The sequence below is a fragment of the Nesterenkonia haasae genome, from assembly GCF_010119385.1.
In the GTDB taxonomy this organism is placed as follows: domain Bacteria; phylum Actinomycetota; class Actinomycetes; order Actinomycetales; family Micrococcaceae; genus Nesterenkonia; species Nesterenkonia haasae.
In genome coordinates this window covers 99,168-117,221 of record NZ_VFIE01000026.1, presented here as the reverse complement: position 1 = coordinate 117,221, position 18,054 = coordinate 99,168, and the positions used below count along the sequence as shown (strand labels likewise).

Annotated in this window: 20 protein-coding genes; 4 read left to right on the top strand and 16 right to left on the bottom strand. The window is 61.8% G+C overall.

What is annotated here, in order from left to right:
* From FH975_RS13875 to FH975_RS13815, 13 genes are all read right to left on the bottom strand, one after another.
* A partial coding sequence (locus tag FH975_RS13875; RefSeq protein ID WP_162321856.1) for a heavy metal translocating P-type ATPase occupies nucleotides 1-2,226 on the bottom strand: 2,226 nt, incomplete at its 3' end.
* Nucleotides 2,216-3,208 (bottom strand): heavy-metal-associated domain-containing protein, encoded by a 993-nt coding sequence (locus FH975_RS13870; RefSeq protein ID WP_162321855.1) that lies wholly within the window; start codon nucleotides 3,206-3,208, stop codon nucleotides 2,216-2,218. The genes FH975_RS13875 and FH975_RS13870, both read right to left, overlap by 11 nt.
* Before the next feature lies 1 nt (nucleotide 3,209).
* Nucleotides 3,210-3,422, bottom strand: a complete 213-nt coding sequence (locus tag FH975_RS13865) for a heavy-metal-associated domain-containing protein (protein WP_162321854.1) — start codon at nucleotides 3,420-3,422, stop codon at nucleotides 3,210-3,212.
* 233 nt (nucleotides 3,423-3,655) lie between these two features.
* Complete coding sequence (locus FH975_RS13860) at nucleotides 3,656-4,747, bottom strand: DUF418 domain-containing protein (RefSeq protein WP_162321853.1); 1,092 nt, start codon at nucleotides 4,745-4,747, stop codon at nucleotides 3,656-3,658.
* Between the two features lie 338 nt (nucleotides 4,748-5,085).
* Complete coding sequence (locus FH975_RS13855) at nucleotides 5,086-6,114, bottom strand: SdpI family protein (protein ID WP_162321852.1); 1,029 nt, start codon at nucleotides 6,112-6,114, stop codon at nucleotides 5,086-5,088.
* On the bottom strand, nucleotides 6,111-6,473 hold the full coding sequence (locus FH975_RS13850) for a GntR family transcriptional regulator (RefSeq protein ID WP_153078390.1): 363 nt from the start codon (nucleotides 6,471-6,473) through the stop codon (nucleotides 6,111-6,113). Before FH975_RS13850 ends, FH975_RS13855 begins: the two co-directional genes overlap by 4 nt.
* 221 nt (nucleotides 6,474-6,694) lie before the next feature.
* On the bottom strand, nucleotides 6,695-7,648 hold the full coding sequence (locus tag FH975_RS13845; RefSeq protein WP_153078391.1) for a 1,4-dihydroxy-2-naphthoyl-CoA synthase: 954 nt from the start codon (nucleotides 7,646-7,648) through the stop codon (nucleotides 6,695-6,697).
* Complete coding sequence (locus FH975_RS13840; RefSeq protein WP_153078392.1) at nucleotides 7,641-8,051, bottom strand: PLD nuclease N-terminal domain-containing protein; 411 nt, start codon at nucleotides 8,049-8,051, stop codon at nucleotides 7,641-7,643. Before FH975_RS13840 ends, FH975_RS13845 begins: the two co-directional genes overlap by 8 nt.
* Nucleotides 8,052-8,115: 64 nt before the next feature.
* Nucleotides 8,116-8,454, bottom strand: a complete 339-nt coding sequence (locus FH975_RS13835) for a DUF4229 domain-containing protein (RefSeq protein ID WP_162321851.1) — start codon at nucleotides 8,452-8,454, stop codon at nucleotides 8,116-8,118.
* 15 nt (nucleotides 8,455-8,469) lie between these two features.
* On the bottom strand, nucleotides 8,470-9,570 hold the full coding sequence (ccsB, locus tag FH975_RS13830; protein ID WP_162321850.1) for a c-type cytochrome biogenesis protein CcsB: 1,101 nt from the start codon (nucleotides 9,568-9,570) through the stop codon (nucleotides 8,470-8,472).
* Nucleotides 9,567-11,273: a cytochrome c biogenesis protein ResB gene (gene resB / locus FH975_RS13825; protein ID WP_162321849.1), complete on the bottom strand. Its 1,707-nt coding sequence runs from the start codon at nucleotides 11,271-11,273 to the stop codon at nucleotides 9,567-9,569. The genes ccsB and resB overlap by 4 nt, the downstream gene beginning before the upstream one ends.
* A complete protein-coding gene (locus FH975_RS13820) occupies nucleotides 11,273-12,064 on the bottom strand; it encodes a cytochrome c biogenesis CcdA family protein (RefSeq protein ID WP_235928741.1) in 792 nt (263 codons plus the stop codon). Before FH975_RS13820 ends, resB begins: the two co-directional genes overlap by 1 nt.
* Nucleotides 12,061-12,723 carry a TlpA family protein disulfide reductase gene (locus FH975_RS13815; RefSeq protein WP_407938637.1) on the bottom strand — a complete coding sequence of 221 codons (663 nt, stop codon included), beginning with the start codon at nucleotides 12,721-12,723 and terminating at the stop codon, nucleotides 12,061-12,063. The genes FH975_RS13820 and FH975_RS13815 overlap by 4 nt, the downstream gene beginning before the upstream one ends.
* A gap of 126 nt (nucleotides 12,724-12,849) precedes the next feature.
* Here FH975_RS13815 and FH975_RS13810 point away from each other — a divergent pair, with 126 nt between their 5' ends.
* Entirely contained in the window at nucleotides 12,850-13,479 is a 630-nt protein-coding gene (locus FH975_RS13810) for a SagB/ThcOx family dehydrogenase (RefSeq protein ID WP_162321848.1), read from the top strand.
* Between the two features lie 148 nt (nucleotides 13,480-13,627).
* The gene (locus FH975_RS13805; RefSeq protein ID WP_162321847.1) at nucleotides 13,628-13,855 is read left to right on the top strand and encodes a hypothetical protein; all 228 of its coding nucleotides are present in this window, start codon (nucleotides 13,628-13,630) and stop codon (nucleotides 13,853-13,855) included.
* Between the two features lie 22 nt (nucleotides 13,856-13,877).
* Here the strand turns inward: FH975_RS13805 and FH975_RS13800 are convergent, their stop codons facing one another.
* A complete protein-coding gene (locus FH975_RS13800) occupies nucleotides 13,878-14,543 on the bottom strand; it encodes a histidine phosphatase family protein (protein ID WP_162321846.1) in 666 nt (221 codons plus the stop codon).
* A gap of 58 nt (nucleotides 14,544-14,601) precedes the next feature.
* On the opposite strand from FH975_RS13800, the gene FH975_RS13795 reads away from it, so the two are divergent.
* Nucleotides 14,602-15,582 carry a hypothetical protein gene (locus tag FH975_RS13795; protein ID WP_162321845.1) on the top strand — a complete coding sequence of 327 codons (981 nt, stop codon included), beginning with the start codon at nucleotides 14,602-14,604 and terminating at the stop codon, nucleotides 15,580-15,582.
* 9 nt (nucleotides 15,583-15,591) lie between these two features.
* On the opposite strand, the gene purN is transcribed toward FH975_RS13795, so the two are convergent.
* Nucleotides 15,592-16,182: a phosphoribosylglycinamide formyltransferase gene (purN, locus tag FH975_RS13790; RefSeq protein ID WP_162321844.1), complete on the bottom strand. Its 591-nt coding sequence runs from the start codon at nucleotides 16,180-16,182 to the stop codon at nucleotides 15,592-15,594.
* A gap of 86 nt (nucleotides 16,183-16,268) precedes the next feature.
* Between purN and FH975_RS13785 the strand changes: the two genes are divergently transcribed.
* Nucleotides 16,269-16,736 (top strand): hypothetical protein, encoded by a 468-nt coding sequence (locus tag FH975_RS13785; protein WP_153078402.1) that lies wholly within the window; start codon nucleotides 16,269-16,271, stop codon nucleotides 16,734-16,736.
* Here FH975_RS13785 and FH975_RS13780 read toward each other — a convergent pair.
* The coding region (locus FH975_RS13780) for a cell division protein PerM (RefSeq protein WP_235928740.1) at nucleotides 16,737-18,054 on the bottom strand (1,318 nt) is incomplete at its 5' end.

Sequence of the window (18,054 nt, the reverse complement as noted above, 5' to 3'; positions counted from 1 at the left end):
GACCACCGAGACACTAGAGAAGGCCATGGCTGCTCCGGCCAGCATCGGATTAAGCAGTCCGAAGGCTGCGATCGGGATCGCAGTGGTGTTGTAGCCGAAGGCCCAGAACAGGTTCTGCTTGATCGTGCGCAGAGTCTTTCGCGCCAGGCGGATCGCATCGGCGGCGGCCCGGAGGTCTCCGCGGACCAGGGTGATGTCAGCCGCTTCGATGGCCACATCGGTGCCGGTGCCCATCGCCAGGCCGAGGTCGGCCTGGGCCAGAGCAGGGGCGTCGTTGACGCCGTCTCCGACCATCGCCACGACCTTGCCCTCGTCTTGGAGCCGGACGACGACGTCGACCTTGTCCTTGGGCAGGACTTCGGCGATCACCTTCTCGATGCCGACCTCTGATGCGACCTGTTCGGCCACAGTCTGGTTGTCACCGGTCAGGAGCACCGGGGTCAGTCCGAGTTCTTTGAACTGGGTGATGGCCTCAGCGGAGGTGGGCTTGATCTGATCGGAGACCACCAGCACACCGCGTGCTGTGCCGTCCCAGCCGACAGCGATAGCGGTCTTGCCCTCTGCCTCGGCGGCCTGTTTGGCGGTCTTGAGATGCTCATCGAGGTGTATGGACCCGTCGGCCAGAAACGTCTCACGGCCGACGAGGACGGCGTGTCCATCGATCACGCCTTGGACGCCCTGGCCTTCGATGTTTTCGAAGGACTCCGGGGTGGGTAATTCACCGACCTCGGCGGTGGCTCCGGCGGCAATGGCCTGGGCGATGGGGTGTTCGGAGTAGTCCTCCAAACCTCCAGCGATCCGCACGAGATCCTCGCGAGCGACGCCCTCTGCGGTGATTGTCTCGGTAAGGGTCATCTTGCCGGTGGTGACCGTGCCGGTCTTATCCAGCACGATCGTGTCTACTTTGCGAGTGGACTCCAAGATCTCGGGGCCCTTGATGATCACCCCCATCTGGGCTCCCCGGCCGGTGCCGACCAGCAGCGCGGTGGGGGTGGCCAGTCCGAGTGCGCACGGGCAGGCGATGATCAGGACTGCGACGGTCGCGGTGAACGCCGCGCTGACCGGGAATCCGGCCATGAGCCATGCGCCGAGGGTGGCGGCTGCCACCGCGATGGCCACGGGGACGAACACTGCCGAGACTCGGTCGGCGAGTCGTTGGATCTCAGCTTTGCCGGACTGGGCGTCCTCGACCATCTTGGCCATCTGCGCCAGTTGGGTGTCCGAACCGATCCTGGTGGCCTTGACCACCACCCGGCCTCCGGCATTGACGGTGGCGCCGGTGACGTTGTCACCCACAGCGACTTCGACGGGAACGGATTCGCCGGTGAGCATCGAGGCGTCGATCGCTGAGCTGCCCGAAGTGATCACCCCGTCGGTGGCAATCTTCTCGCCGGGACGGACGACAAACTCGTCACCGACAGAGAGTTCGTCGACGGATACGCGCTGCTCAGTACCGTTTCTCAGGATCGAGACTTCCTTCGCCCCGAGTTCTAACAGGGCGCGCAGGGCTGCCCCGGCCTGGCGTTTGGAGCGCTTCTCGAAGTAGCGGCCCAGCAGGATGAAGGTGATCACCCCGGCCCCGACTTCCAGATAGATGTGCCCCAGACCGTCGGTACGCGAGATGGTCAACTCGAAGGGGTGGACTACGCCTGGTTGGCCAGCAGTTCCGAAGAACAGAGCGACGATCGACCAGATGAGCGCAGCGCTTGTGCCCACCGAGATCAGCGTATCCATGGTCGCTGCACCATGCTTAAAGTTCGCCCAGGCAGCCTTATGGAAGGGCCAGCCAGCCCACACCACGACCGGCGCCGCCAGGACCAGAGAGGCAAAACCCCAATAGTCGAACTGCAGGGCCGGGATCATCGCCATCGCGATCACAGGCACCGATAGGACGGCCGCACCGATCAGACGCTGTTTGAGTACCCTGATCTCAGCATCCTCACCAGACTCGCCCTCCTCACTGTCGCTGGTTTTGGAGCCCTGGGGGGTGGGAAGCTCAGCGGTGTAGCCGGTCTTCTCCACCTCCGCGATCAGTAGTCCCGGGTCATAGCCCTCGGGCGCGGTGACGTTGGCCTTCTCTGTGGCGTAGTTGACGCTCGCTTCGACTCCCTCGAGCTTATTGAGCTTCTTCTCGATCCGGTTCGCGCACGAGGCACACGTCATCCCACCGATCTGCAGTTCCACGCCTATGAGATTCACATCGGTGCCGGTGTGCTCAGTGGTCATGATGATCTCCTCCCTCGTGCTGGTTCTGCCCGTGCCCATCACCGGTGTCACCGCTGGTGCCATCCCCACCGGCGACAGTGTCGATCACCAGCGGTGCAGTATGAACCTCTCCGTCGACTTGGAAGTCCAGGTACAGCAGATACCGGCCCTCAGTGGGGGTCGTGACCTCGAAGACGATCTCCGCCCCCGCGGTGTCACCAACCTCGGGGGCGTCACCGTGAGGGTGTACATGCAGGTAGGCCAGGTCCCCGTGACGCAGGGCCACCAGGTGACCGAACGCGCCGAGGTACGGTTCCAACGCGGTGACCGGTTCCCCGCCAGCGGTGATCGTCATCGTCAACTCGGAGGCCGATCCAGCGACCAGGTCACCCTCCACAGCCACTTCGAAACCATTCACCGTGGTCGCGGTGACTAGCTCATCGGCCGGCCCCGGATCGTAGTCACCGGCGACCTCCAGCGTGGTGGATAGGGTCATGCCCTCACCGGTGTCTTCGGGTACAAAGTCGGCGAAGACCCGGTAGCTGCCTGCCGCCTCCCATTCCCAGGGGATCGACCAGGTGCCGGCTTCGTCGCGCTCGGGATGGACATGCCGGAAGTACTGCCCATCGGAGCGCACCGTGATCAGGTGCATCTCTTGTTCGTGGTCGAGTTCAAAACCGGTCACCGGCTCTCCCCCGGGTCCGCTCACGATCAGCGAGATCTCGCCCTCGGAGTCGGTCGAACTCGGAGCACTCACGTTGGTGAGCTGGTAACCGTCCTGAGCCAAACTGAGGCCAAGAGGTGCCGCATCAACCACATGGCCCCGGTGCCCACCACTGCTCATCCCATCGTCTCCTTCTGCTGCGTGGTGATTCTCAGGGGTCTCCTCTACCCAGGCCTGCACAGTGTCCTCGTCGATAACTGCGTTCGCGGTGAATCCGGCCACAGCGAACACGGCCACGAGGATCAGCCCGTACAGGCCCAGCCGTGCAGGGGCATTCATCTCAGCTCCTGACGGCGGCGTAGCCGGCTTCATCGACTGCCGTGATCACTTCGGCGTCATCGATGGGCCGCTCGCTGGTGAGGGCCAGGCGGCCGCTCTGGGCATCCACTTCGATGCCGGTGACGCCAGCGATCTCGGAGACCTCAGCCCGGATCGCGCTTTCGCAGTGCCCGCAGCTCATCCCGGTGACCGTGTAAGTCTGTGTCGTGTTCATCCGTCGACTCCTTCGCTTTGATACCCATAGGGGGTATATGTATGCTCCTCTTTATACGCTTTCCAAGGAGGGGAAGTCAAGGGCGAAAAGAAAGAGCCCTGGATCTGTCCTCGTTAGATGGGACATACCACCGGAGGAGCGTCTCGAGTGAGGTGACGGGGATGAGTCCATTGAGTGCTCTAGCGAAGAGGCTCAGCAGTTCCAGCGCAGAACCAGGGGCCTCGAACGGAGAATCAGCGTAGGCGATTGCGCCGTTTTGGCGTTCGCAGGAGAGCTTCTAGAGGACCCCGTGTGAAATGCCGCCGCCAAAGCCACGCAAAAGCCATGAGCGCAGCTACCGTCCCAGCTGTAGCGATCACGCCTTGGGCTAGGTTCTCAGGTCCAGGACGGACGACGAATGCAAGGATCAGAAGGTGCCCAACGTAGGCGGTCAGAGCAGTTTGTCCCAGGAAGATTAGGGGAGACAACCACGGCTGAGACCAGCTACGCACCTTGAGGCACAGCCCCAGGACGAACGCTGCGGAACCAGTAGCGCTGATCAGCCAGAGCGGCATCTGAGAATGTGCTACGGCACTGAACAGCCGCTGCCACGCTATATGACTGGTGGGCTCGCCGAAGAGGCTGACCAGGGCCGCGGAAAGCAACCTGGCTCCCACGGCAGCGATCGCACCATAAAGGATCAGGCCCGTACTCACTTTAGGTTCGGTGAGTTTCTGGCGTCCCAACCAGATCCCCAATACAAAAGGAGCTGCCCAGACAATTAGTGGGTATGGCCCAGTGAAGACGATCCCCGTGAGGATTTCCCAGGGTGCGTCAGAGGCAGAGACAGGTTCTCGGTCGAAGCGACCATCCGTCTGGGATTGAATTGCTATCCAGATCAGTGGCCCCATGATGACGCTGAGCGCAGAGACGACGAGCAGAGTCTTCCCGGAGCGTCGGAGGAGAGGAATAGAAAAGAGAATCAAAAGCGCGTAGATCTGCAGTATTACAGCAACGTCATGCTCAAGCTCTTGGAGAGCCAACCCTCCCAGCAGGAGCAGCAGACAACGCCACAGAAGTGCCGCCCAGGGCAGGGGCGCCTGCATTTGGCGATAGTGACGTGTCATCAGCGATACACCTATGCCACCGAGCAGAACGAACAGCAGCGAGGCTCGGCCGTGAGGAATGCGGTAGAGCATCTCGAGCAGGTCATAGTCCCCGCGGGGCCCAGTGTTGACAGCAATCATGCCGATAACCGCGAGGGCGCGTGCTGCGTCCAGTGCGACCATTCGGTGCTGGCCCGAACTCGGGTGCCCTTCAGATGAGTTCCTGAATTCAGTCGCCACTACCACTCCTCACCCGGCATGATGGCGCTGCTGCAGGGTTGCGAAGAATCACAGGTGACCCGATCACGGGCTGGGCGAACGGTTCCCTAGGGTCTCCGACAAGGAGTTTTGTTGGACCCTCCCCATGATCAAACATAATTCTCATGGTAGAGCAGGTGCCTCTGCGCTCCTGACAACGTCTGAGTCTCTATGGCAACGAGCCTTCCCGTCTCGGGGCCAATTCGACAGTTTGAGCGCCGATATTCTCCCCTGCGCTGCCTCCTCTAGGTGTTCGAGGAACTCGTCTGCGAATGAATTGCGGAGCAAGTCAAGCTACAACTGAGAAACTGGGATGTCGCCTATATTTCACTGTCGAGAGTAGTGCGGCTCCGTTGCGCCAAGGTATTGAGAAGCGCGGCCCCCGTGGAGGCATCGTTGACAGTGACAACCACGCGCCGCTGGCCGCTGCGAGAAATGTCTATGGCGTCCCCACCACGAATGATCACCCCTACAGTTCCGCTTGGTTCCGAGAGTGAGGTGCGGATTCCCCATCCGCCGAACTCCTTCAGCGGACTCGCCACTACTCTCGATTCGGCTCCTTCCACCTCTTCTGATGGAACGTGAAGTCGGGGCCAGCCCAAGGCGGTCTGGGCAGTCAGACCTCGCGAGTCAACTCTCACCCGCCAGACCAACGTGATGGACACCAGTGCCAAGACCATCACACCCGCTACGAACCCAAACCAGGAGTCACTGATCCAGGAGACCCAGGCCAGAATCCCCAGTACTGCAGCTCCCCCAAGGGCACCCACTACTAGTAGCTTAGGGGCAGGAGTCACTCGCACCGTCCATACTGCGCGTTCATGAGTACCAAGGTGGACCTTGTCACCGGCGACCCGTCCCGTCGCCGGCAACCTGCCGTCATTGCCCGCGGCCAGGGCGGCGACAATACCTGTACAGAGCCCCAGAGCCGCGGCAACCAGCAGGTTCGCACCGAGGCCTTCCGGAACCGTGCCGGACTCGGTGTCGAGTTGAACAGCCAAGGGGGCAAGCAAGAGTCCAGCGAAAAATACGGACTGCCCCGTGGCAAGCCCGAGAACGAGGCGGCGCACAAAGGAAGTTCTACCAACGGTCAGGGCGAAGACCGCCAATGTCACCAAGCTCAGCACGGCGATCGCCCCGTTCGTCCACAGCAGCTCATCGACCGGCCCCGTTCGGTTGACGCCTTCTCCCCAGTGAAGTGCGACCTCCTCAGGCAGGCGAGGCGCCCAGCTGAGGGCCAGTATGAATGCTGCCCCGGTGACAAAGACAGGTATCAGGACACCCCACACGAGTCGGCGTCCCAGGTATGGCACAGCAGGCTGCTCATTTTTTGTCGCTGACGCGCTCATGCTGCTCCCTCGGTAGGTTGTTCGATCATTCTGGCGACTGCTGATAGTGGAATTCCCAGGCGCCGGGCTTCTGTTCGCACGGCTTCCAAAGAGTGGGCCAAGCCTTGATAGTGGTCTGTGGATCTGGCGGTGATGACAGCTCCACGACCTCGACGCAGCTCGAGCAGGCCCTCGTCTCTCAGTGATTGGTAAGCGTGGAGCACGGTGTGCTGATTGATCTGCAGCGCCTCTGCGATTTCACGGGCTGAAGGGAGGCGCTCACCATGAGCCAGGTCTCCGGCCAGCAAAGCCAGCCGCACCTGAGCCGCTAGCTGCTCAAAAAGCGGTTGACTTGAACTGGGATCAATTCGGAACAACACCCCTAAACCATACTTGTTATACATCAACTATAACAAGTGCTGGAGGTGACTCTGAGGCCCAGATGGCATAGTGCGGCTTTGCCTACCCGGAACCCAACTTGGCGCCTGGGAACGTCAGCGTGCTGTGATGGGCCGGCTGCTCAAAGCAGGTGCGTCCCCAAGTCGGCAGCGACCTATCCCCGCCGTCATGACCATTCACATGACAGAGGAAGCACGCTCATTTAGTAGTAATAGGGGAAATCGGACCAGTTCGGCTGACGCTTCTGCAGGAAAGCATCACGGCCCTCGACAGCTTCGTCGGTCATGTACCCCATGCGAGTAGCCTCCCCCGCGAAGACTTGCTGGCCAGCCAGACCGTCGTCTGGGGCGTTGAATGCGAATTTGAGCATGCGCACCGCCTGCGGCGACTGCCTGGCGATATCGGTGGCGTACTCCAGGGCAACTGTCTCCAAGTGCTCATGGTCAACTGCCTCATTGACCGCGCCTGCGGTCACCATGTCTTCGGCGCTGTGCTCACGGGCCAGGAAGAAGATCTCCCGCGCCTTCTTCTGCCCGACTTGGCGGGCTAGGAGCGCGGAACCGTAGCCAGCGTCGAAGGATCCCACGGTGGCGTCGGTCTGTTTGAACTTCCCATGCTGGCGGGAGGCGATAGTCAGGTCGCACACCACGTGAAGGGAGTGCCCACCACCGGCAGCCCATCCGTTGACTACGGCGATGACTACTTTGGGCATGGTGCGGATGAGTCGCTGCACCTCGAGGATGTGCAGGCGTCCGGCTTTGGCCGGGTCGATCGTTTCTGAGGTATCACCTTCGGCGTAACGGTATCCGTCTCGGCCTCGGATGCGCTGGTCCCCGCCTGAGCAGAAGGAGTGCCCCCCATCTTTGGGTGAGGGTCCATTGCCAGTGAGCAGGACAGCTCCGACGTCTGGCGTCATCCGGGCATGGTCTAGCGCTCGGTAGAGTTCGTCCACTGTGTGGGGGCGGAATGCGTTGCGCACCTCAGGACGGTCAAAGGCCACTCTCACTGCGGGAAGGTCCCGGACAGTGGTGCCGTCATGGTGGCGCTCCACGCGTCGGTGATAAGTGATGTCGGTGAAGTCGAAGCCCTCAACCACGCGCCACTGGTGGGGATCGAAGGTATCGGAGACAACAGCGGGCCGCACCGGGTCAGTCATTGGTTCCTGCGCCGCGGTCATCATCCTTCTTTTCTTGGTTTTTCTTTGCAGCTCGCTGCTCAGCTTCGCGCTTCCGGCGGCTTTCCTCCGCCTGACGCCGTGCCTCTTCTTCTCGGCGCTGGGCTTGACGGCGCTGGAATTCTACATTTCGCAGGAATTCTGGGTCGTCATCCGGGGCGGTCGGTCCTCTGCGTTGGCCGCCTCCGCCTCCGCCGCCGCCTCGGGCCTTGCCGAAGCCCAACCAAAGCCCGGCACCGAGGAGTGGAAGCAGAATGATGATGGGCACCCAGGCGACCTTCGGCAGCACACGCACTTTGTGCTTGGGCGTCTGAATGCAGTCGACCGTGCTGTAAATCAGCAGACCGAGGGCGACTACGCCGAGAGCCATAAAAACCCGAACCATGCCATCTAGGGTAGTAGACGCAGAGTTCGGGCGTGCCCGTTTCCGCTCCGCGCGGACCCAGGAATCACTCCTCCGGCCGCCTTTCGGGCCGCTCCTGTTGATCCAGGTCAGGCCTCACAGGCTCCTCTGCCGTTTCATGGTACTGCTCGGCGAGCTCATCCTCTGCTGCGTTGTCCTCTTCCTCCGCCGTAGAACGACGCCGCCGGCCCAACCATCCGGCCAGTTGCTCACCAGCTGCCACGCGCCAGTTATTGAAAAACAAGTAGCTGACGGTCCATGACACCGCTAAACCGATGATCACGGCGAAGATGATCGTGAAGCGGCCCAGATCGATGTAGAGACATCCGAAGAAGACGACGGCGAAGATGCCCAGCCGCAGGGCGGAGTACTTGAGCACAGCCATGGTTCGGTCCCCCGGTTACTCAGGCAACCCGGCGTAGGAGTGCAGGCCGGGGAACCAAATGTTGACGACGGTGTAGTTGATGATGATGCAGATGAACCCGATGATCGACAGCCAGGCCGCACGGTTGCCGGTCCAGCCACGAGTCGCTCGGGCGTGCAGGTAGCCGGCGTAGACGACCCAGATGACGAACGTCCAGACTTCTTTGGGGTCCCAACCCCAGTACCGGCCCCAGGATTCGTTGGCCCAGATCGCCCCCGTGATCAGCGGCCCTAAAGTCCAGAAGACGAACCCGACCGCATTGAGCCGATAGGCCCAGGACTCCAGTGAGAAGGCGCTGGGCACCAGACGCATGAACTGCGCTTTGCCGAGATTCCTTTCAAACCGACCCTTCGGTTCCCCCTCTAGTACTCGCTCGCGCCGAGACTGGACCAGCTGAAGGACGTTCATGGCGAATGTGAGCGTGAAGACTGCCATGGCCGAGACGGCCAAGGTGACGTGGATGGCAATCCACGGGCTCTGCAGGGCGGGCTGCACGTGACCGATCGGCGTGGGGAAACCCATAGTGGCGCCGGCCATCATGGTGACCACCAGACCAAGAACGAAGATTCCCAGGAAGCGCAGGTCACGGCGAAGCAGAACCAGGAGGAACACCACGCTTACCAGCAGGGCAGCTGCGGTGAGGAACTCGTACATATTGGCCAAAGGCCACCTGGCGGCCGCGACACCGCGGGCGATCACGGCGAAGCCGTGGGCCGCGGCGGCGACGGCGGTAAGGGCCACCGCAACATTGGCGAAGGGGCGGCTGGCGCCCATGTAGGCGAGGTCATCGTCGACCAGTTCCGCATCGGTGGCGGTGGGTTGAGACGGTGGTGCGGAGGCGGCGTCGTGCCCTGGGGCGGCTGCTCCGACGAGCCGGCGGGTACGTTCTTCCTGCTGCTCGGCGGCGAGCTCGGCCTCTACCCGCCGGATGGTGGCAGAGCTACGCACCAGGTCTACGGTGAACAGGATGAACGCGAAGGTGTAGATGAAGGCGCTGATCAGCATGAACAGCTCTGAGTATTCGGCCAACTCCACATTGATCTGGGGCAGGTGTGCCGACAGCGGCGCTACAGTCATGACTCGTTGTTCTCCTCTGGGGGACGGACCGGCCAGGTTTTTTCAAACTCGGTGCGCAGGGCGATGTTCTCATCGCGGAGCCGGAAGTCTTCGCCGCGGGCGAGCAGTCCGTAGGAGACCAGTGTACGCCCGTGTTCATTCTGTTCCACGGTGACCCAAGCCCGTCTCCGGCGCAGGAACAGGCTGGTGATCAGCCCGGCTGTGGCGGTGAGCGCAAAAATGAGGATGGCGGTTGTGCCGGGGTTGTAGTGGATGTCGATGGCGACATAGTCCTGGACTACCTCGAACTCGATGGATCCGAGGCCCTCCGGCAGCTCGTGCGTTTCCCCGGGACCGATCGCGATGCCGCCGGCATCAGCGTCGCGTGCGTTCAGCTCGGTCAGGTCTTCTGTGTCCAGGACGTAGACGTTCTGCGGCACGCCTTCGTCGAGTCCGAGGTCGCCGGCGTAGGAGTTCAGGTGCAGTTCTGGGTTCCCGAGCTCAGGATCGATCGAGATCGCTAGACCGTCGCCGGTGTCGTGGGCGGTGGGCAAGAACAGTCCCACAAAGCCCAACTGTTCAGGGGCGGCGTCGGGCGCTTTGACCACGGCCATGGAGGTGTAGAGGGGGTCGTCGGGCCGGGTGATGACGGGGCCGGAGAACGCGACTTCTCCCTCGCCGTCACGGATGGTGATCACCGGGGCGTAACCGTTGCCCACCAAGTAGATCTGTGCACCACCGCCGAGTGAAAGCGGATGATTGACCTTCAGCTCGGTCTGTTCAGGCTCAGACTGCGGGCCGTCCTGGATGGTGACCTCTGCGGTGAAGTCGAGCGCCTGACCATAGTTGGGGTTGGGTTCTCCGTCGAAGAGCTGCCGGTCGAAGGCGCGTTCGAAACTGTCCAACCGGATGGAGAACGGTTCAAGGTTTTCCTCCTGAAACCACGTCCCGGGATAGAAGTTATCATAGGCGACCAAAGCGTTGACGAAGGCTTCATCTTCGATGAGCACTTTCTGGCCGCGGTAGCTGAACATGGCTCCCGCAGCCACGAAGATCAGCACACCCACCAGCGAGACGTGGAAGACGATATTGCCGATCTCCCGCAGATATCCCTTCTCCGCGCCGACTGACCCGGTGCCATCCTCATGGCGTCGGACATCGACGCGGTACCGGCGCTTCTTCAGGACTTTACCCGCTTCAGTCAGGGCAATTTCCGGATCTGGGCCATCGCTGGTCAGCTCTAACGCACCGTACTCAGGAAGGCGATCGAGTCGGCGCGGAGTCCGCGGTGGCGGGCTGGTCATCTGCTGGTAGTGCTTGCGGGCACGCGGGATAATGCAGCCGATGAGCGAGATGAACAACAAGATGTAGATGGCTGAGAACCACACCGAGGAGTAGACGTCGAACATCTGGAAGAAGTCCAGGACCGGACCCAGTGTGGGATTGTCCTCGATGTAGGTCTGGACTGCGAAAGAGTCCTGCACCCGCTGCGGGAAGATCGATCCCGGTACGGCAGCGATCGCCAACAGCAGCAGGAGCATCAGTGCGGTGCGCATGGAGGTCAGCTGGGTCCAGGCCCAGCGAAGCATCCCACGCGGACCCAGAGCAGGGGCGGTGACATCCTTCTTGGAGATGCCCTGCGCGTCGTTCAATGCGTCTTCGCGAGCGTTGTCCCGATGGGCTGAGGGCTGCACCTGCGTGGCGGCGTCGTTGTCTGTGCTCATTAGATGGGCATCACTATCTCTGATTGGAACCAGTCCTGCAGCGCCCACACCCAGGTGTTCCAGATGCCGGTGGCCATCAGCACGCCGATAAGGACAAGAAGCCCTCCGCCTGCGCGCATGACCGTGCGCTTATGCCGGGTGAAGAAGCTCAGGGCGCGCATTCCGCGCTGCATCCCGAGGCTGATGAGGATGAACGGAACGCCCAAACCTAGGCAGTAGATGAAGACCAGAAGTGCACCGCGGGTGTGTTCAGCTCCGCCGGGATCACCGACCACCAGCGCCAGAACGGCCGCCAGCGTGGGGCCCATGCAGGGTGCCCAGCCGATCCCGAATGTGGCGCCGAGCAGGGGCGCGCCCAGCAGTCCGTCCGGTGGACGGCGGTGGATCTTGCGTTCGCGCTGGAAGACATTGAAGGCCCCCATGAAGATCAGGCCCATGAGGATGACGACGACGCCGAGGGCCTGGGTGACCCATGCACCGTCGAACCGGAGCCAGACAGTGGCTTGGACGAACACGGCCCCGATGAGCAAGAACACCACGCTGAAGCCGAGTACGAACAGAGAAGCCCCGAGCACCATTCGTGAGCGGGCCCGTTCCTGAAGCTCCACTCCGGACAGGCCTGTGACATAGCCAAGGTAACCCGGGACCAGCGGAAGAACGCAGGGCGAGAGAAAGGAGACCAGACCAGCCAGCAGGGCCACGGGCGCGGCGATCAGCAGCGACCCATCGGAGACGATCTCCGCAAAGGGATTCGATGACATCACCGGTGCCGGCAACAGGGTCAAACTCATGTGGTGGGCAGAGTTCCAGCGGCGTCGGCCCTGCCAGCTTCGGCCTGAGCCTGATCTTCCTCAAGGGCAGTGGTGATCAGTGCACGTAGGGTTCCCGGTTCCACGATGCCGCTGATGCGTGCGGTGACCCGTCCTTCCTGGTCCAAAACCAGGGTTGTGGGGACTGCGGAGGGGTGGACGTAATCCGTCATTGACATCAATACGGTCCCCCCACGGTCCTCCATGGAGGGGTAGGTGATGCCGAAGTTGCGCTCGAATGCCTCTGCAGTGGCCTGGGTGTCACGAGTGTTGACACCGTAGAACTGGACGCCATCGGGTTCGAACTCTTCGTAGATTTCCTGCAGGTCTGGTGCTTCTTTGCGGCAGGGGGCGCAGGCGGCGTACCAGAAGTTGATGACGGTCACTTCACCCTGGAAGGTCTCGCCGGAAACGGGCTCGCCGTCGAATGTTTCCGATTCGAAGGCGACAGATTCACCGCGGTTCTCGGGAGCAAACTCCTGAACGGAACCGTCGCCTGCGATGTAGTTAGAGCCGTCGTTGGATGCGCGTTGAGCGAGGTCATCGTTGGCATCGGAACCGCAGGCGGTCAGCGCGAAGACAGCGACCATCACGGCCGCTGCGAGGCGGCGAGTCAACCTGGGGGCTGGTGAGAAGCGCATCAGTAGGCAATTCTACGATCTTCTACGCATTGTAGAAAATACGTGATGACTCACAGCGGAACGAACGCCCACTCTCACCACCAGCATGGGGCTTCCGGGCTGCGGGACGTGTGAAAAGGTGGTGTGGTGACTTCACGTGATGTCATCAGGCTTCCTGCCCGACGCATGACACCTCTCCTGGCTCTGCTCGGCGCGCGACGCAGCACACGCTCTTTCACTGGGAGCGCCCTCCATGTCGATGGGCTCTCCCACGTTCTGCGCGCAGGCCTCGGACGTCGCCCGGATGGCGGTTCGGTGGTCCCATCAGCTCACGGACTCTATCGGTTGGGTATCAGAGTAATAGCAGGCGGCGTCGGGGGACTCTCCCCGGGGACGTACACCTATTCACCGACTGACGATGTGTTGCTCAGCGACATCGAGGGAGACCACCGCGCGGAAGTGGCGTCCGCCACCTTGGTGGACGAGGAGTGGGCCCAAAAAGCCTCTGCCCTGCTAGTGGTAACAGTCGAGCTTTCAGTTCTGCAAAGTCATTTTCACGATCAGCCGCCGGTCGGGCAACGGGGTGACAGATACGCATGGATGGAGGCTGGGCATATAAGTCAGAGCATCTACCTTGCCGCTGCCGAACTCAATCTCAGAACGGTGCTGATCGCAGGCTTTGACGATGATCGCCTATCCGCAACGGTCGCATCGTTGTTTCCGTCCATGCCTGCGGGTTCAACGCCTGTCGCACTGATGGCTCTGGACGGCCGCTAGCTCAGGCTCCGCTCAAGGTGAGGACGGCGCTTCTTGGCGCAGCTCGCAGCTGTCCACTTAAGGGGACTGACATCGCCGCGGGAAAATGCATATTGTTAATTGAAGGAATGATGGTAGTTGTCGACGATGCAGGTGAGGTATTCGGTCCATGAAAGATGAGATTCCGACCCCATTGTTCTTGACGGCCTTAGTTGGCACGGTGGTGATGGGATGCGCCCTGATGCTCATGGTGCCGGTGCTATTCGGAGCCTTCGGCAATCCGGGGTCATGGGCTGGCTGGTTGGCCGGATCTCTGGCTCTGCTTCTTGTGGGCTTCGGTTGGTCCCTGACTCGTTTCCGCCGCGACGCTCCGGGGCCGACGGGTAACGAGTCTTGACCCTGCCCCATGCGGACTACCTCTAGGCCCCGGGCAGAGCGAGGGCTTGCTTGCTTAGTTCCTTATTGGGCTCGGAGTAGCTGACCGATTCCACACCGGTGGGGCCGATGCGCAGGCTCGTCACGGAGGTCAGTGTGCATTCGCGCTGACGTGGATCGTGCCATAACGGACGCTGCTCGGCCCACAACCTGGTCACCCAGATCGGCAACTGGTGAGAGACGATGACCGCCTCAGCCCCATCGCCGTGATCAGCGAGCGCACGGTCAGCAATATCCTTGACCGCCTGAAGGACGCGCTCCACCTGGTGCTTATACGGCTCACCCCAGGATGGCCGGAAGGGATTGCGCAGCAACGGCCAGAATCTCGGCGTCCTGAGATGTCGCCTGACATTGGAGAGACCCTCGAAGGCGTTCTCCGCCTCCAAAACTCGGTCCTCAATGGTCACTGGCAGACTGAGCCTGCCGGCAAGTGGCGCAATGGTCTCCTGTGCCCTCTGCAGTGGAGAGGCTGCCAAAAGATGGACAGGATGCCCGCGCTCAGCGCGCTGAACGAAGTGCTCGGCAATGCCCTCAGCCATCTGCTGGCCCAACGCAGAGAGCCCAAAACCGGGCAGCCTCCCGTAGAGCACTTTGTCAGGGTTGTGCACTTCGCCGTGTCGGACCAGATGAACAGTGACGGTGTCAGCCATAGGGCTCAGTCTTGCAGTTTCTAGAGAAAATTCAGAGCCTGGCGCTAAAGTGGCGTTCATGAGTACTTCGCCGAACGACGACGCCGCATCGCAAGACCCGCACCGAGACGCCCCTTCGGATCAGTCTCAGGAGCAGCGGCCGCAGCCTCGCTATGGCGCTTATGCGCCGAATGATGGTCCCAGCGACTCCGACAACAAACCCGGCACCCCCTCGGCAGCCGAGTCCAGCAGTGTCCCGCCGTCGGGAAGTCAGTACAACCCTTATGGCGAGCCCACATGGGGTCAATCCGGAGCCGGTCACGCCGGCAGGGGAGCGTCTGGCGGTGGCCAGCCCGGCGGCTGGCAGTCTGGAGGCTGGCAGCAGGGGTATCAGAACCCCTCAGGCAGCCCCTATGGTGCTCCTCAAAATCAGCCCGCGTGGCAGCAGTCCGGCGGTTCTCAGCAGCCCACCACTCAGCCGGGCGGCTATCCACCGCAGGCGTATGCTGCCCCAGAGCGGCCCAAGCGGCCAGGAACTCTCTGGGGAGCCCTGGCTGCACTGCTGACAGCCGGTGTCACGGCACTTATCTGGGGCATCTACGTATTCGTCACTTTGCCCACGCGGACGATGGACCAGGTGTTCGGAGGCGGTTTCTCTGATGCGTTCGTGGAGGAGATGGAACGCCAATCAGCCCAAGACCCAGAACTGCAGAACCTGAGCGCACAAGAGATGGAGGAAGTCACTCTTCTGGGTATCGGGGCGATCGCACTGGTCTGGGCGTTCGTACTCCTGGCCCTCTACGTGACGTCCGCATTCCTGGGCTCCATGGCCGGCAACGTCGGACGGATTCTCGCCACCATTTGGGCTGGGCTCAGCCTGTTGTTCTTCTTCCTCGGATTCGACGGCATCAGCTACGGAATTATCTTCGCCACAGTGGCACTAAGCATTGTGGCGATCGTCCTCATGTGGCTTCCTGCGTCAAGCCAGTACATCCGCCACCGCAAGTGGGAGAAGGAAGTCAGCCGCAGCGGGTACTACAACAACCCCGCCCAGCAGTAGGCAGCCGAACTAGCCGCCTAAGTGAATCTGGCCGCTCGCTACTGCGGACAAGGTCTCGACCAATAGTCGGCGTTCCTGGACCTTGATGCGCTCGTGCAGTGAGGCGGCGTCGTCGTCTTCTCTGACCTCAACTGCGGCTTGGGCCAGAATTGGACCGGTGTCCACACCGGCATCGACTTGGTGCACGGTGCAGCCGGTGATCTTCACCCCGTGAGCCAGCGCATCCCGCACTCCATGTGCGCCGGGGAAGCTGGGCAACAGTGCCGGGTGAGTGTTAATGATCGGCGCGCCGACCGATTTTAGGAATTCCTCAGAGAGAATTTTCATGAACCCTGAGGTCACCACCAGTTCAGGCTCGTGGGAACGCACAGCAGAGCAGAGCTCACGGTTCCACTCTGCCCGGCGCTCCTGCGACGCTCCCGGCTCCAACGGCACAGCAAAGGTGGGGCGTCCGGCAGCTTCGGCGCGCTGAAGTCCCCCGCAACCGGCAACATCCGATCCAACTGCGGCAATCTGCACGTCCAACTCACCCGACTGTGCAGCATCGAGCACTGCCTGCAGGTTAGACCCCGAGCCGGACACCAGCACCACAATTCGCATCGTTCGTACGCTCCTGCGTCTCATCTCTTCTTCCGGAACCGGATACCCGGCCCACTTCTGTGCAAGCCTATAAGCTAGTAGTCACCATGAGCGCCACCCCTCCCCCAGGTCAGCCGACCACACCGCCGACGCCCACCCCAGTCCCGCCCTCCAAAAAGGATCGGCCCGAGCTCGACGACGACACGCGTCGCTTCTACTCGCGGATCATAGGCTGGCTAGTGCTAGCACTGATAGTCGCCTATGCGGGCCTACAGATGCCCCTTCCATGGCGGCTTGTGACCATCGCCGCATCCCTGGTCGGAGTCAGTGTCGCGGTGTTCCTGTTGGTGCGCGCCATCCGCAAGCGGCTGCCGGTCACGATCATGGTCGGCGCTCTGATCTTTGTTACCTGTTTCGGCTTTCTGCTCTTCACCGCAAGCTTTCAGGCAGTCTTTTGGGAAGCGTCGGTGCAGTTCGATGAATGCCTCAGGAGTGCCGTGACGGAAAGAGCCACACAACGGTGTTATGAAAACTACGAGCACAACATGCTCGATTCGATTCCCGGCCTGCGCTGACTATTTGGTACTTGAGGAGAACGAGTCCTCCTCGGCGTCGTCAAGCTCCTCAGTACGACGACGCGGCACCAGCAGCCTTGCAGCAGGGACAGCCAGATAACCAATGATGGTTCCTGCCGCCACCCACGCGGCCAGGAGGCCTGCGGTGAGCCCCGCATGCGGGCCCACATCGTTGAGCTGACCCATGCCCAACGAAATATGTGAAAGCCACAGTGGGCCTATCAGCAGCAGGCCGGCCACCATGCCTGTAATCGCCGCCAGGGTGAGCGTGGAGACCGTCAGCGAAATAGGCCGGAGCTTCAGTTTGAGCTGACACCAGTCGTCAAAGTGATTCTCCCCTTCCCGCATCAGCCACCACCCGGCGACAACACCGGCCAAAACAGGCAGGCACAGCACGGCCAATGAGTATTCGTAAACCTGGTCGGGAAGCGCGGCGAGCACCGGCACGGCCGGCACAGAGCCCAGCTCAGTCGCAAACGGTCCCACCGGAGAACCTGACCCCAGGTTGAACCCTGCGCCGGTGGAGTACGCCAAGGCCCACAGCACAAGGTTCGGCGCCAGGCCTAGGTGCAGAAGGGTCAAGCCGGCCCCGCCGGAAACCCCTGCATCGAGTTCCTGGTACGCATTGGCGACGTCCATCCAGCGCCACCCCACCCAACCTGCCAATAGCAAGGCAGAGAGGCCGACTGCTGTGACTGCCGCGACCATACCACCGCGGACCATAGCCCACGCGTAGGCTCCCGCCCATTTCAGGCGCTGTGAAAGATCCTCCACCCAGGATTCTAGGTCCACCCCGATCATCCGGGTCGCGCTGCGAGCCTCTACGTAACAGCCCACCAGAGATCCCAGGCCGGTAAGCGCAGCGGCGGCCACCCCTGCCCACACCATCGTTCCCGGGTCGTCCACACCGAAGCGGGCTATCGCCACCGCCGCTGCCACGTAGGTGACAGCAAAAACGGAAAGCCCCTGCCACAGTTGGAACGGGTACGCCCCTTGGGCTAGACGGCGGCCCGCGCGCCAGGACAGCAGGAAAGGCACCAGTGTAAATCCCAACGGCACCAGGTGAAACCACCCCGAATCTGTAACACCCGCAAGGTTCAGCGGAACGGCATGGATGACCAGCCAGGCCTGGGCTGCGACTTCGGAAATCGCCTGCGGGTCAAAGTCACCCCAACTGCGCACCAACCCGACACCCAACACAGGGACAGCCACCAATAGAGCAGTCGCCAGCACCGCCTGGATAGCCTCAAAGAGCCCGAAAAGCCACAGCGGCGGACTGGGAAGTTTACGCATCGACTCCATGCTAGTCCCGGTGGCG